Here is a 14,805-nt window from a genome sequence, read left to right as displayed (position 1 = left end):
TTAACGATGGACGTTATTGTACCCTTAGCCCCGGTACAGCATATAAACGACGACTGACAACCCCCCACTTTTGTTGGTCATCCATAAATAAGAAAAAAATAACTACTCAATATAGGAGGAGCCTGAGATGAATGCAAATGCCACAAAAATGGCTAAATCTCAAGAAATCGAACGCAAATGGTTCGTCATAGATGCAGAAGGCAAGGTCCTTGGTCGTCTGGCAACCGAAATTGCAACCATTTTAAGAGGAAAGAATAAACCGTATTTCACCCCCCATGTCGACTGTGGTGACTTCGTCATCATCGTGAATGCGGATAAGATTGTTATGACGGGTAATAAACTCGACCAGAAATTGTACAAGACCTATTCCGGTCATCCCGGCGGACTGAAGGAAACCAAATACCGTAAATTCTTACAGGAAAAACCGGATCTTTTGGTCTACAAGGCCGTTAGAGGCATGGTCCCCCACAATAAGCTGGGCGATGCCGTCATGAAGAAGTTAAAGGTGTATGCCGGCCCGGATCATCCCCATGCCGCACAGCAGCCTGAAGCTTTGGAAGTTTAGTAGAAAGGGAAATTAAGAATGGCGAAAGTACAATATTTCGGAACAGGTAGAAGAAAAACCTCTGTGGCCAGAGTACGTTTACTGCCCGGCGAAGGCAAGTTCATCATCAATGGCCGCGATATTGATGATTACTTTGGACTGGAGACCTTAAAGATGGTCGCAAAACAGCCCTTAGTCTTAACCAATACCATTGGGAGCTTTGATGTTATCGTCAATGTGTTTGGTGGTGGCTTCACTGGTCAATCCGGTGCCATCCGTCACGGTATTTCCCGTGCCCTGTTGGAAGCAGATGCTAACTTAAGACCAGAACTCAAGCGTGCTGGTTTCTTAACACGCGACTCACGTATGACTGAACGTAAAAAATACGGTCTCAAAAAAGCCCGTCGTGCGCCTCAGTTTAGCAAGCGTTAATTATATCGATTTATTAGAAAGCTCGGCCTGTCACTTTGTGACAGCTGGGCTTTTTTGTTTATTCCAAAGTTTGTTTTTACTCTAAAAATGATGGATCAACGCAATAAGTAACGGTCAATGGCCGTTTTTTTTATGACTTACGATTGATTGTGGTATAATAAAAAACAATTAAATTTTTGAGGAGGATGACATGCGACCCATTATTGGTGTAACCCCATTATACGATCAGGAAAAAGACAGCCTTTGGATGCTTCCGGGCTATTTAGACGGCTTAATGGCAGCGGGCGCCACACCCTTGGTTTTGCCCCTCACCCAGGACGAAGCGGTGTTAGACACGTTTTTAAGCCTTTGCCATGGCTTTCTTTTTACTGGGGGACAGGATGTGGCACCGGCGGTTTATCAGGAAGAAACTTCAAGGCACTGCGGTGAAATTTGCGAAACCCGGGATGTTATGGAGGGGTATTTATTAAAGAAAGCAGTGGCCCTCGATAAGCCGATTCTGGGGATTTGCCGGGGGATTCAACTGCTGAATGCTGTCTACGGGGGAAAGCTGTACCAGGATTTGGGACAGGAGCATCCTTCCGATATTGATCATCAGATGAAACCACCCTACGATATGACGGTCCACAACGTCCATGTTTTGCCGAAAACGCCATTGTCCGCGCTCCTCGGGGTGGAGGATTACCCTGTGAACAGTTATCATCATCAGGGGATTTTGACCCTGGCCCCGAATTTAAGGCCCATGGCCGTTTCCCCCGACGGTTTGATTGAGGCTGTTTATATGCCGACACAGTCCTTTCTTTGGGCGGTTCAGTGGCACCCGGAATTTAATTATCAAAAAGATAAGGGGAGCCAAGCCCTTTTTAAGGCATTGGTAGAGGCAGCCAGCCCGGAACAAAAAGAAGGCGAACCCATTGTGATGCACCCCATCGGTGTGGTCAAAAATGATGGTATCGTGCGTCGGTCGGACAGCTGGGGTGAGGTGGTCAGTACCATTGTATTGGATAAAGCTCTGATTCCTGGGCTGGAAAGCCTGATTGAATTTTCACATATCCGGATTGTTTTTAATTTCAGCCAGAGTCCATTTGACGAAATGGACCCGGCCACCCGTTTAAAATGCCATCCCAGGGGACGGCAAAACCTTCCTTTGGTAGGATTATATGCCACCAGGACCCCCAATCGCCCCAATGGTATTGGGATGACGGATGTGCAGCTTTTATCCATTGAGGAAAATAGATTGACCGTGAAGGGGCTGGATGCCTTTGATGGGACGCCGATTTTAGACATTAAGCCAATCTTTAGAGATCAACGGGTCGGGGAACAGCGTTACCCAGACTGGGAAGATCAATTGTAGATGTCGAGGAAGGAGAAAAAATGGTTCAACATCGTATTGAAAATGATCGTTTGCGGGTTGTGGTAGCGGATTACGGCGCAGAACTGATGGAAATACAGGATAAGCAAGAAGGACGATCGGTTTTATGGAAGGGTGACCCAGCCCATTGGGCCCGACGGGCGCCTCTCCTCTTTCCCTGCGTTGGTGCCCATTGCCACGGGCAGTACCAGCATCTGGGACAAGTTTATCCCATGCCCCGCCACGGGTTTGCCCGGGATATGGATTTTGTGTGCACGTATCAATCAGATTATGAGGTGACCCATGTGCTCACGGACAATGCCAGCACCCGTGAATACTATCCCTTCCATTTTAATCTGGAGGTAACCCATCGGCTGGAAGAGGAGTCCTTGGTGGTGATTTGGCGGGTGGAAAATACTGGAGATGGGGAGATGCCCTTTACCATTGGCGGTCATCCAGCCTTTGCCTTGGATGAAGAAGCTGGGAAGGAGGGGTATATTCTGGATTTTCCGGGGCGACAGGAGCTTAAATATTTACTGATTGATCCGACAGAGGGCCATCCAAATCCTAGGGATGTCCACCTTATGTCTCTTCAGGACGGCTGTTATTCTCTGGATGATGATTTTTTTGCAGAGGATGCCCGAATCTTTGATGGTGCCCAATTTGATGAGGTTATTCTGAGGAAAAAAGACGGGACTCCTCTGGTGGCATTAAGTGCTCCGGGATTCCCGAATTTTGGAATCTGGTCAAAGCCTGAGGCTCCCTTTATCTGCCTCGAGCCTTGGATCGGACGAACGGATGATGTGGGCTTTTCTGGGGAGCTGACGGAAAAACCAGGCGTTTTGGTGGCAGATCCCGGGGACGTTTTAAGGGCGGCCTACACGATTGTTGTTTATTAGGACAAAAATAAGCACCGTTTCTCTGAGTAATAGAGAAATGGTGCTTAAGGATAATTCTTAGAACATGATCTTATTATCGATGTATGCTTTTAATTCAGCAATGGGCAGGCGAACCTGTTCCATGGTATCCCGATCCCGGATGGTGACGGCCTGGTCTTCCAGGGTATCAAAGTCTACAGTAATGCACAGAGGGGTTCCGATTTCATCCTGGCGACGATAGCGCTTCCCGATGCTGCCGGCTTCATCATAATCGATATTGAAGTATTTTGCCAGCTCGCTGTAAACCTCAGTGGCTTTTTCGCTCAGCTTTTTGGACAGTGGCAGAACGGCTGCTTTAAAGCAGGACAAGGCAGGATGAATCTTCATAACGTTTCGGATATCGCCATTTTCCAGTTCTTCCTTTTCCAGGGCGTTGCATAAGAAGGCCAGGAACATCCGATCGGCACCCAGGGAGGGCTCAATGCAGTAGGGAATGTACTTTTCGTTGGTGATGGGGTCCTGGTAGCGCAGATCTTTCCCAGATTCGTTCTGATGCTGGGTTAGGTCGAAATCGGTCCGGTCTGCAATACCCCAGAGTTCACCCCAGCCGAAGGGGAAGAGGTATTCTACGTCAGTGGTGGCATTGGAGTAATGGGATAGTTCTTCTTGCTCGTGGTCCCGGAAGCGGATATTTTCTTCCTTCATGCCTAGGTCAAAGAGCCATTTTTTACATTGATCCTTCCAATAGGCGAACCATTCGAGGTCGGTACCGGGTTCGCAGAAGAATTCCAGCTCCATCTGTTCAAATTCCCGGATTCTGAAGATGAAATTTCCGGGGGTGATTTCGTTTCGGAAGGATTTCCCCACCTGTCCGATGCCGAAGGGAATCTTTTTCCGGGTGGTCCGTTGGACATTCTTGAAATTGACGAAGATCCCCTGGGCGGTTTCCGGACGAAGGTAAATTTCGGAGGCGCTGTCTTCGGTGACGCCTTGGAAGGTTTTAAACATCAGGTTGAACTGGCGGATTTCTGTAAAATCGGCCTTTCCGCATTCGGGACAGACGATGTTGTTATCCCGGATGTAGTCTTCCATCTGTTCCTTGCTCCAGCCATCGACAATGACTTCTTCACCCTTTTCCTGGAAGTAATCCTCCAGAAGTTTATCGGCACGGAACCTTGATTTACAGGCCTTGCAGTCCATCAGGGGGTCATTAAAACCACCGACATGGCCAGAGGCCACCCAGGTTCTGGGGTTCATTAAAATGGCGGCATCCAGGCCGACATTATAGGGGGATTCCTGGATAAATTTCTTCCACCAGGCCTTTTTAACATTATTTTTCATCTCCACGCCGATGGGGCCGTAATCCCAGCTATTGGCAAGACCATCATAGATCTCAGATCCTGGGAATACAATACCTCTCATTTTGGCAAGGCTGACAACTTCACTCATTGAAAAGCTAGACATTGGCGTCCTCCTCTGCAATATTCATAATTTCTTATTTTAACATAGATTCAGATTTTATGCATACTTTATCCCGGATTATTTTTATGAAAATATTATAATATTTCTTGTTTTAAAATGAGAGCAGTAGTGTTAAAATGACTATATCCGTGATTTGTAAAAATTGAGGAATTAAAGGAACGATATAGGAGATTTTAAAGATGACAATTGGAATGCTATTGGGCCTCTTTGGCGGCCTGGGTATGTTCATTTACGGGATGCACCTGATGAGCGAAGGACTTAAGATTGTTGCGGGGAACAAAATGAAGCATCTGTTGGAGGTGCTGACGAATAACCGCTTCAAAGCAATCCTTGTGGGGATTGTGGTGACCATCATGGTTCAGAGCTCCAGTACGACGACGGTCATGGTTGTGGGCTTTGTCAATGCATCGCTCATGAGCTTAACCCAGGCGGCTGGAATTATTTTAGGGGCAAATATTGGGACGACTGTAATGGCCCAACTCATTGCCTTTAATGTGGATGCAGTGGCACCGTTATTTATCGGTATCGGTACCTTTATGGCACTTTTTGGTAAAAGAAAGAGTACCCGGGATTTGGGAAGTATTGTTTTAGGCTTTGGGATTCTTTTCTTTGGGGTCAGCACCATGAGTACCACCATGGAGCCATTAAAGGATAGTGCGGTATTTATTGAATGGCTGACGACCTATGGACGGAATCCCTTCCTTGGTTTGCTCATCGGAACTGTCATCACCGGTATTATGCAAAGCTCGGGTGCGACTCTGGGATTACTCCAGGCACTGGCAATTTCTGGGGTTTTTGCAGGGGTCACTGGAACGGGGGCCATTCAAATTTGTATCCCCATGATGATTGGGACCAATATTGGGACCTGTGTGACGGCACTGCTTTCGAGTATCGGGACAAGTACAGCGGCTAAAAATGCAGCCTTCATCCATTTGTTTGTCAATATCTTTGGTGCGATTTGGGTGATGGTTTTGCTGGGGATTATGGATGCCACCATGGCGGTGAACCCTATTTATGAATTTATTGTCAATATTTCCGGGAATATGACCAGCGAATCTGGGGCCATGGTTCCCAATGTGGCCAGACAGATTGCCATGTCCCACACCTTCTTTAATGTGGCCAATACCATCGTCCTTGTCCCCATTATCAACTACTTCGTCCATTTTCTGGAACGTGTTTTCCCAACCGGTGAAGAGGAAAAGGGATTACAGCTGGATGAACGGCTTCTTAATAATCCCTCTGTGGCCATTGGTCAGGTGGGGAAAGAGGTGACCCGTCTCAGTGATATGGCCCGTAAGAATTTTAAAACAGCCCATGACGCTGTGATGAACAATGATGAAAAAGCCATTGAAAAGGTATATGAGCGGGAAGAGCGCATTGATGAATTTGAGCATGGTATCATCGATTATACGGTCCGTCTCTCAAATATGAATATTTCCCAGATAGAAAATGACCGCTTAGCCTTTTACCTGAAGGGGGCCCACGATTTAGAGCGGATCAGTGATCATGCTGAAAATATTGCGGAGCTGGCAGAAATGAAGATTCGGGAGAAAATTGATTTAAGTGATGATGCCAGAGGTGAAATAGAAGAGATCATGGTGTATACCAGCCAGACCTTGGAAAATGTGGTTAAAATGTTGGAAACTGAAGATCCGGAATTATGTGATCAGGTTTTGGTAGAAGAGGATGAAATTGATAAGATGACCCGTAATCTCAAAGATGCCCATATGCGTCGTCTGAATAAAGGGGAATGTAAAGCTTATAGTGGGGTATTGTTCTTAGATTTGTTGGCGAATGTTGAACGTGTGGGAGATCATGCAGCCAACGTTGCCCAGGATATCCTAAGCATGCGCAGTGAACGGAATATCAATAAAATTGAGGAGGTCATTTTCTAATGCAATATGATGTGATCATTATTGGGAGCGGTCCCGCTGGTTTAAGTGCTGGGATTTATGCATCCCGTGGCCAGCTGAATACATTGATTCTGGAAAAGGGGGCCATTGGCGGTCAGGCAGTGACCACCTGGGAGATCGAAAACTATCCCGGGGCTCCGGAAGAAACAACCGGGCCATCCTTAACCGAGCGTATGCGGGAACAGTGTGTGTCCTTTGGCGTAACCTTTATGACCGGTGAGTATCGAAGTTTGGCTAAAACCACAGAGGGCTACATTGTCAGTGTGGGGGACCAAGCCATCAAAACGCAATGCGTGATTATTGCCAGCGGGGCAGAACCCCGGCTCCTGGGGTGTCCTGGGGAACAGGAATACCGAGGTATGGGGGTTTCTTACTGCGCTACCTGTGATGCCAATTTCTTCCGAAACCGTCATGTGGCAGTTGTTGGGGGAGGGGATACCGCCATTGAAGAGGCCTTATATTTGACCAAATTTGCATCCCAGGTGACGGTCATCCATCGCCGGGATGCTCTCCGGGCGACAAAGATTTTAGCGGATCGAGCGATGGCAAATGATAAAATCGACATTGTCTGGGACAGTGTCGTGGAATCCATCAATGGGGACGGTCTGGTTTCCGGGGTAACATTAAAGAATGTCAAAACAGGAGAAAGCCAAAAGCTGTCAGTGGATGGTGTTTTCATCTTTGTGGGTCAGAAGCCCAACAGTGATGCTTTTGCCGATGATTTGACTTTGGATGAGCGGGGATATATTATAACCGATGAACAAATGTCCACAGGCCTTCCTGGGATCTTTGCCGCAGGGGATGTTCGTCAGAAAATGCTGCGCCAGGTGGTCACGGCCACAGCAGACGGTGCCATTGCAGGGGTATCCGCCATCCGTTATCTTGAGAATTTATAATATAGGCAATAAAAAAAGAGCCAAAGGGCTCTTTTTTTATTTAGGCGCTTAATACGGTAGAGGCATCGGCCTTCGCCATATAGGTGTATTTGTTGAGCTTTTTCCATTGGATACCCGTAAATCCGGCTTTGCCAAGCATCTGCCAGATATCCTTTTCGCTGTACATCCGAATATCTGTTACCTCATTGATGGGGCGACTGACAATGTTTAAATAGCGCATGGCCGCGTTCAGATAAGTATCACAGATGATGAGCGTGCCCTTGGGCTTGAGTACCCGATGAATTTCCTCCAGAACATCATGGGGATAGGGATAATGGTGGAAGGTTGAGGTGCTGACCACCATATCAAAGGAGTCTTTTTCGTAGGGAAGCTGCTTTGCATTACCAAAGCTTAGGGTAACATCCTTATCGGCTAGACGTTCTTTGGCTCCAGCCAGACGTTCAAGGGAATAATCAAAGCCATTAGCTGTAATCAGCGGAAAGGCCTCGAAGATTTGCTCTAACATCAAGCCAGACCCACAATCTAAATCCAAAAGTGTATTGAACTGATAATCCTTTAGGGCCTCTACGATATCCTGGCGGCAATCGTGGGAGTATTTTCGAAATTCACTGGTATTAAAGATGGCGGCCATTAAGTCCTGGCTAATGCCACGTGTATCATCACTCATTTTATTTGATCCTTTCTGAGGTAATCTTCATTGGTGCCCATAGTTTAACACGTTCTCAGAGGTTTGACCACCGTAAAAGGCTCTTTTTCTAAAAAGAAATTCAGGATGCAACACAGTGCTGCCTGACTTGCAAAACAAGGGCCTTTTATCTGGGAAAAGGAGCAAAATTGTAGATTAGAGTACTGTACCATGCTAAAAACTTAATTGATTCTTAAATAGGATACCACTGATTGAGAAAATCCTCTCGCTTATGCCAATCCGGCATGAGGGTCCCCAGTGCAGAAGAAAAACCAAAATCATGGCTGGGATAGCGAAAGTGAAGCATCTCGTGAAGTGCGATATATTCAATACAGAACTCAGGGACTTTAATAAGTTCAAGATTGAGAATCAGAATTTTGCTTTTGGGGGAACAGGAGCCCCAACGATTGAGCATGCGATAGATTCTGAGTTGGGGAAGTTGAATTTTATAAGGTGCTGCTTTTACAACTGCATCTGCTAGCAAGGGGACGAATTTCTCCCGAGCCTGGTCTCGGTACCACATATCCAGTATAAATTCTTTATGCTCCCGGTTATTGGGTTGGTTACATTCCAATACAATATTTTCTCCAAAAATTTGGACCCGGGGCTCTAAGTTGGTGTGATGTACCGATAGATTATAGTAATGTCCTAAATATTTATGGGATTCCCCAGTCGTATAGTGATAAATCCGTTCATGTTCTGGTGTGATGATCTGTCCTTTTATCATAGTGCCCTCCTCGTATGTAAACATTATATCATTAAGAAAAAGCAATGCTTCATAATTTGTTGCCCCATTTTAGCAATTATTTGTTATAATATAAAAACACATGTTTAGAAACAGGAGGATTATTTGAATTGCAAGAGATTAAAAATCCAAATCAAATGAACATTATTTTGGGAATTGTGGGAGTTGTCATGGGGGTGCTTTTGATTTTTGTGCCTGGTATGCTGGTTGATCTGGGGGCCTATCAATTTTACTGTAATTATTTTGGTATTGCCATTATCATCTTTGCCCTTGGCTGGATCTTTTATTATGCCAGACGGTCGGCACAGTTCAAGGCTTTTATGGCCAGTGATCAAGAAAAAATTCAATGGAATTATGATGATGCGTTATACCGTAGCTTTATTGGGGAGCTTTTGACCATTCAGAAGAAATCCAGTCGAAAGCGCTTCTTAATTCTTTGGGGGGTTATCATTGCACTGTCAGTAGCCTTATATTTTCTTCTGAGCCCAGAGTCGAGAAACTTTGCCTTCTTCTTTGGAGGGTTTTTTACTTTGACGGCGGCCATCTTTGTGCTCGTTGCGCCCAATGCCTTCCGCTTTCGGGCGGCAGAAAAGCCTTACTGCTCGATTATCGCAGTCAATGAGGCCTATACCATGGGGCGGTATCACCGCTGGGATCGCTGTCGGGCAAAGGTAAAATTCCATGAAAATGGTGACAATGAATTCCATGTCCTTGGCTTGAATTATGAAGGCTTTACCGCCAATGGAAAGCTTTTTCGGGAGTGGAGCGCACTTTTGCCGAATTCTGAAGAAGGAACTTTAAAGGAAGCCCGGGAAATGGCATCGAAGATTAATAAGGCCACCAAGGTGTTTGAATCGAAGCCTAAGAAGGATATATTGGAACGTGCCTTTGATAAGATGTTGGGTAGAGATAAGCCAGCACCGGACAAAGGTAAGAAGAAATAATAAAAGAAGCCCCTTTTAGATTGTAGGATTGAATCTAAAAGGAGCTTCTTTTATTGTGAAACCTTAGCATAGAGGGTTTTGGCACCAACCCCCTTTAACATTCCTAATTTTCCAGACAGAGCACTGATGATATCTGCTGGAGCATCTAAAATAACACTGATGACGGACACACCGTGGGTTGGACAGGGGATGCCCATCCGTCCGATAATATAGGGGGCATACTGGTGGAGGGTGGCATTGAGCCGCTCCACGGCCCCGCTATCTTCAACGATGATGCCGATGTGGGCAATCCGGTTGGGATTTTGTGTTTCCATCTTATTCGGGGTAAATGAGATGATCCTCGGTGATGTTGTCGAGGACTTCATCTAAGAATTTCTGGGCTTCATACTTGGCCATGGGCAGATTCATATCCAAGTAATTGCCACAGTCCCGGGGAGCTGCACCGGGAATCTCCCCCTCAAAACCTGCCATGAAGTGATAGAGCTCCGTAACCAGGGGAACAACGTCCCGGGAGATAAGATCTCCTTTAATCAGTAAATAAAAACCGGTCCGGCAGCCCATGGGCCCGAAATAAACAATCTGATCCGAGCGTTCAGGGTCGTTCCGGAGATAGGTTGCCCCTAAATGCTCGAGGGTATGGGATTCTGCGGTATTCAATACTGGCTCACGATTGGGTTCCTTCATCCGGATATCGAAGGTAGTGATGCAGTCATCACCACAATAATCCTTACGGGAAACGTAAATCCCCCGAAGGAGATCGATGTGGTTAACGGTAAAGCTTGCGATTTTTTTCATAATCATAAATCCTTTCGTAAATTAAGATAGGTGTTTAGCGCGTCTAAGTAATGGATCAGTAAATTCCCCTGGGCAGGAATCCGTAATTGCGGATCGAAAGCGGCATGAGGAATGGATTTTCGCCCCGTTCCCTTTTGGGCAGCGTCCCAATAGGGTTTGAGGCTTTCAAAGGGGAGGAGGTAGGCTTCATCTAATTGCTTAAAAAAGACAATCAGGAAGGAAAGACCATCCTGGCGTTGAAAGGCATCCATAAATTCAATCTGATGGGCGTGGATGTTTGAAATGGGAAGTCGTTTGAGGTTGGTTTCCTTGGCATCAAAGCAAATGGGGATGCCCTGTACATTCCCCATATAATCCACGGTGCTTTTTTCGTCAAAGTAGGCTAACTTGATGGTGCCCCGCTCTTTATCCAGCTCCACAGGCTTGATGGCCGTCGGCAGCTTTTGAACCACCGCCAGCCCCTGATCGAGGTAGAGCTGGTTGGATTGGTTAATACAATCCTCCAGGTAGCTTCCCCGGAGGCCCCGGGAGTGCCAATAGCCCATCAGTCCACCTCCGTGTAACCCAAATCCCTCAAAATCGATTGGAAATCTTGGGGAACGGGTGCCTTAAAATCGTAGCTTAAGTCAGGGATAGCGTAGTGCACACTATGGAGGAGCTGGCGCCGAAGTCCATATCGCTCTAAAAAAGCCTTATTGACAGCACGATTACCGTATTTGGGGTCACCGATGATGGGATGATTGGCAGCGGCAAGCTGTACCCGAATTTGATGGGCCCGTCCAGTAAATAATCGGATACGGACCAGGCTGGTGTCCTGGTTACTGGCAATACGCACGCAGCTGAGGTGGGCAGATACCCCTTCATCCCCAGCCCCGATGGACACCTGATTGGTGGCGCCATCCTTGACGAGTTGATCCCGGAGGGTAAGGGATGGTGCAATGGTTCCTTTGACCAGGGCGAGATATTCCTTTAAAATACTGCGGGAGCGGATGGCGGCATTCACCAACTTTTGGGTTGGGTAATCCTTGGGAATCATGATGATGCCGCTGGTGTTTTTATCCAACCGATTGGAAGGGGCAGGGTGAAAAGTCCCCCCATCATTTTTAATGGCCGTGGAGAGCCAATCAGACAGTGCGGGTTCTCCGCTGGCATCGGGTTGGGTCAATAGACCATCGGGTTTGTTCACCACAAGGATATGCTCATCCTCATAAACCGGCTGATCAAATAGGGTGTTATTTGGAGGTATTGGCGGTTTTGGAACCGTCTGGCCATTATCGCTGAAGTGGGCGATGGTTTCATCCGAGAAAAAAACCTGAATGCAGTCCCCCTCATTGAGAAAGGCCTGGGGCTGTGCCCGCCCCTGATTCAATGTGATTTGTTTCTTCCGGAGCATCTTTTGGAGAAATCCCTTAGAGGCCCGGGGAAAGCGCTTCAATAGATACCGATCGATGCGCTGACCGGCAGCGTTTGTATCAATATATAATTCTTTCATGGCCCTATTATAGCATAAAAGCGATCAAGGGAATCCCTTTTTCTTTTGAAGTGCGAAGGGTGTAGCGGGTATGGTACAATAAATAAAGTAGTTCATATGAAGGATGGAAAAAGTGTGAAATATATACCTTATATAGAAGAGAAACCAATAAAAGGAAATGCTGCGCCTGCATTTGATTTGGAAGCCATTCGGACAGAGGCGTTAGCGGCACCCGGAATGCCCTTGTTTGACATGACGCTGACGGAGCGCGTTGGAAAGGATGCGGCTCAGGGGATGCTGATTCATGGGGAGTGCATTGCCGCCTGTGCCTGGCTCAAGGAAAAAGGGGAAACCGTTGATTTAGTCTATATCGATCCACCCTTTGCCAGCGGTGCACACTATACGAACCGCATGTATCTCCGGGGGAAACCTCATACCCACCAGGCTTTTGAAGAAACCATGTACAGCGATATCTGGAAGCAAGGGGATTATCTGAAATGGATGTATAAAAATCTTCTGGCTATTCGTAGCGTTATGAGTGAATCTGCCAGTATTTATGTCCATTTGGATTGGCATATCTGTCATTATATTAAAATATTGATGGATGATATCTTTGGAGCTCAGAATTTTCTCAATGAAATCATCTGGTCCTATAAATCCGGAGGTGCATCAACGGCCAGCTTCGCGAAAAAGCACGATACTCTCTATCTTTATGCTAAAAATAAAGGGCATCACCTGTTTAATCCAATGAAGGAGAAATCCTATAATCGTGGATTAAAACCCTATCGTTTTAAAAATGTGAAAGAATATGAGGATGATTTGGGGTGGTATACCCAGGTTAATATGAAGGATGTTTGGGAGATCGATATGGTGGGGCGAACGGCTGGTGAGCGGGTAGACTACATCACTCAAAAACCAGAGGCCTTGCTGGAGCGCATTATAACCGCATCCAGTCACAAAGGAATGATCGTGGCGGATTTTTTCGGTGGAAGTGGTGTTGCCGCCGGGACAGCAAGCCGTCTCGGCCGACGGTTTATCCATTGTGATGTAGGCATCAATAGCATTAATGTCACCCGAGACCGATTAAAAAAGCAATCGACCGGAAGCTTTTTCATCTACCGGGTGGAGGATGACCTATCCTTATATCGGAATCCAATCCAAACCATGGAGCAGCTGAGAGCACAGCTGCCACAATTTCAAAAAGAGAAGGGGATGCCCAAGGTTTTAGCAGGGACAATTTTAGAGAAGGGGGAACGGATTCCTGTTTATCTCCCCAATTTGCTGGATCGATCGAGTCACCAATTGGAAATATCCGTTTTGAGCCAACTTCAACAGGCCCGAAAAAAATTGAAAAAGAAATATCCCAAAATTCGAGTTTATCATCTTCAGGGGGACGCGGACTGCCAGGAAGAGGGACTGGAATTTGTCAACCTAAAACCGGTGATCGAACAAATACGGAGAGCCGATGAGGCATGGTGGCATTGTCAAAAAAATCAAGAGGGGTATACGCTTCGTTTGGAGCAGTTTAAAAGTGATCATTTAGAGGAGAGTATTGGAATCTATAATAAAAAGAAAGAGAAGAACAAGGGATATCAAGCGATTCATGTGAGCGGAAGGGGGTTGGAGCTCATTGAAATGATCGCCCTGGATTGTGAAAATGATGAAGGCACTTGGATAAGCAGTGAAGAAATCCATATTGATAAATGTGGATTTCTAATCTATAATAATGTAAAATTCAACACATTATGGGATGGGACAATCCGATCAACCAATCAGCCGAAGCGGCTTAAAATACGAAATATTGCAGGTGACGAAACAGTGTGGAGGATTGTATAAACAAAGGAGGATCAAATGGGACATCTTTTATGGGTGATGATTATTGGCGGCATTATAGGGGCGGTGGCCGGTGCCATAGCCAGTCGGGATTTACCAGCTGGCTGTATTGGTAACATCGCTGCTGGGATTATTGGTTCCATAATCGGGGAAAAACTATTTGGATACTGGGGACCAACAGCAGCAGGTATGGCCATCGTACCGTCTATTATAGGAGCACTCATTCTAGTAGCAGTAATAGATCTATTCCTTCATTTACGGAAGAAGTAAGCGATTGGCCCAATTGAAAAAATAAGTAAATAAGGCTATTGACAAAAGCCTCGAGACAGTTTATACTAAATAAGCCGTCTCGAAAGAGGGCATGGCAAATTGAAAAAGCTGTAAAACTACTAAAAAAAGTACTTGACAAAGCGGACGCAGTTTGCTAAAATAAATAAGCTGTCTCGAAAGAGGCACACCAAAACACAGCACTGAAAAAAACTTTTAAAAAAGTGCTTGACAGTGAAAGAGTGGTTTGGTAAAATAAATAAGCTGTCAAAAGCAAACGACTTCAGAATTGAGAAAATTTAAAAAACTTTCAAAATTCACTTGACAGAAATAAATGCTTCTGCTATAATAAAGAAGTTGTCAATTACGACAGCGAGGTCATAGAAAAGAGAATAGTACCATAAAACCTGGATAAAACCAAAGATTCCGAAGCAGAGAGATCTGTTGAAGAAAAGAAGAAGTGAGTCGAACACTTCTATAAAACAAACGAACCAAGCGTAAGAACCAGAACATCGGCTGAGGCCGATGACAAACTTTTATTGAGAGTTTGATCCTGGCTCAGGACGAAC

General features: G+C 45.9%; 16 protein-coding genes. 9 read left to right on the top strand and 7 right to left on the bottom strand.

Features of this window, described 5'->3' with window-relative positions; all coding sequences use genetic code 11:
* Positions 1-127: 127 nt before the first annotated feature.
* The 4 genes from rplM (at position 128) to BLW33_RS11910 (ending at position 3,226) form a co-directional block, all read left to right on the top strand.
* Positions 128-565, top strand: a complete 438-nt coding sequence (gene rplM / locus BLW33_RS11925; RefSeq protein ID WP_090309220.1) for a 50S ribosomal protein L13 — start codon at positions 128-130, stop codon at positions 563-565.
* Between the two features lie 18 nt (positions 566-583).
* A complete protein-coding gene (gene rpsI / locus BLW33_RS11920) occupies positions 584-976 on the top strand; it encodes a 30S ribosomal protein S9 (protein WP_090246924.1) in 393 nt (130 codons plus the stop codon).
* Between the two features lie 190 nt (positions 977-1,166).
* Positions 1,167-2,330 carry a TrmO family methyltransferase domain-containing protein gene (locus BLW33_RS14530; RefSeq protein ID WP_090309218.1) on the top strand — a complete coding sequence of 388 codons (1,164 nt, stop codon included), beginning with the start codon at positions 1,167-1,169 and terminating at the stop codon, positions 2,328-2,330.
* A gap of 20 nt (positions 2,331-2,350) precedes the next feature.
* Positions 2,351-3,226, top strand: a complete 876-nt coding sequence (locus tag BLW33_RS11910) for an aldose 1-epimerase family protein (protein ID WP_090309217.1) — start codon at positions 2,351-2,353, stop codon at positions 3,224-3,226.
* Between the two features lie 57 nt (positions 3,227-3,283).
* On the opposite strand, the gene BLW33_RS11905 is transcribed toward BLW33_RS11910, so the two are convergent.
* On the bottom strand, positions 3,284-4,669 hold the full coding sequence (locus BLW33_RS11905) for a glycine--tRNA ligase (protein ID WP_090309215.1): 1,386 nt from the start codon (positions 4,667-4,669) through the stop codon (positions 3,284-3,286).
* A gap of 197 nt (positions 4,670-4,866) precedes the next feature.
* On the opposite strand from BLW33_RS11905, the gene BLW33_RS11900 reads away from it, so the two are divergent.
* Positions 4,867-6,582 (top strand): Na/Pi cotransporter family protein, encoded by a 1,716-nt coding sequence (locus tag BLW33_RS11900; protein WP_090309213.1) that lies wholly within the window; start codon positions 4,867-4,869, stop codon positions 6,580-6,582.
* Positions 6,582-7,496, top strand: a complete 915-nt coding sequence (gene trxB, locus BLW33_RS11895; RefSeq protein ID WP_090309210.1) for a thioredoxin-disulfide reductase — start codon at positions 6,582-6,584, stop codon at positions 7,494-7,496. The genes BLW33_RS11900 and trxB overlap by 1 nt, the downstream gene beginning before the upstream one ends.
* A 40-nt stretch (positions 7,497-7,536) precedes the next feature.
* Here trxB and BLW33_RS11890 read toward each other — a convergent pair whose 3' ends face one another.
* Positions 7,537-8,163, bottom strand: a complete 627-nt coding sequence (locus BLW33_RS11890) for a class I SAM-dependent methyltransferase (RefSeq protein WP_090309207.1) — start codon at positions 8,161-8,163, stop codon at positions 7,537-7,539.
* Between the two features lie 211 nt (positions 8,164-8,374).
* Positions 8,375-8,908, bottom strand: a complete 534-nt coding sequence (locus tag BLW33_RS11885) for a M48 family metallopeptidase (protein WP_090309205.1) — start codon at positions 8,906-8,908, stop codon at positions 8,375-8,377.
* Positions 8,909-9,036: 128 nt separating this feature from the next.
* Between BLW33_RS11885 and BLW33_RS11880 the strand changes: the two genes are divergently transcribed.
* Positions 9,037-9,870 (top strand): hypothetical protein, encoded by an 834-nt coding sequence (locus BLW33_RS11880; RefSeq protein WP_090309202.1) that lies wholly within the window; start codon positions 9,037-9,039, stop codon positions 9,868-9,870.
* Positions 9,871-9,920: 50 nt separating this feature from the next.
* Here BLW33_RS11880 and BLW33_RS11875 read toward each other — a convergent pair whose 3' ends face one another.
* From BLW33_RS11875 to BLW33_RS11860, 4 genes are read right to left on the bottom strand one after another with little or no spacing between them, the layout of a single operon-like run.
* Positions 9,921-10,184 (bottom strand): TM1266 family iron-only hydrogenase system putative regulator, encoded by a 264-nt coding sequence (locus tag BLW33_RS11875; protein WP_090309200.1) that lies wholly within the window; start codon positions 10,182-10,184, stop codon positions 9,921-9,923.
* Position 10,185: 1 nt separating this feature from the next.
* A complete protein-coding gene (locus BLW33_RS11870) occupies positions 10,186-10,665 on the bottom strand; it encodes an S-ribosylhomocysteine lyase (RefSeq protein WP_090309198.1) in 480 nt (159 codons plus the stop codon).
* 2 nt (positions 10,666-10,667) lie between these two features.
* Positions 10,668-11,210 (bottom strand): Holliday junction resolvase RecU, encoded by a 543-nt coding sequence (locus BLW33_RS11865; protein ID WP_090246940.1) that lies wholly within the window; start codon positions 11,208-11,210, stop codon positions 10,668-10,670.
* Positions 11,210-12,157, bottom strand: coding sequence for an RluA family pseudouridine synthase (locus tag BLW33_RS11860; RefSeq protein WP_090309196.1), 948 nt, complete (start codon positions 12,155-12,157; stop codon positions 11,210-11,212). The genes BLW33_RS11865 and BLW33_RS11860 overlap by 1 nt, the downstream gene beginning before the upstream one ends.
* A 177-nt stretch (positions 12,158-12,334) precedes the next feature.
* Here BLW33_RS11860 and BLW33_RS11855 point away from each other — a divergent pair, with 177 nt between their 5' ends.
* Both BLW33_RS11855 and BLW33_RS11850 read left to right on the top strand, forming a co-directional pair.
* Complete coding sequence (locus BLW33_RS11855; RefSeq protein WP_176966724.1) at positions 12,335-13,972, top strand: DNA-methyltransferase; 1,638 nt, start codon at positions 12,335-12,337, stop codon at positions 13,970-13,972.
* A gap of 15 nt (positions 13,973-13,987) precedes the next feature.
* Entirely contained in the window at positions 13,988-14,239 is a 252-nt protein-coding gene (locus tag BLW33_RS11850) for a GlsB/YeaQ/YmgE family stress response membrane protein (RefSeq protein ID WP_090309192.1), read from the top strand.
* The last annotated feature ends 566 nt before the right edge of the window (positions 14,240-14,805 follow it).

This window comes from Eubacterium aggregans, from assembly GCF_900107815.1.
Lineage (GTDB): Bacteria > Bacillota > Clostridia > Eubacteriales > Eubacteriaceae > Eubacterium_O > Eubacterium_O aggregans.
The sequence above is the reverse complement of the archived record's forward strand: the minus strand, read 5'-3'. Positions and strand labels throughout refer to the sequence as shown.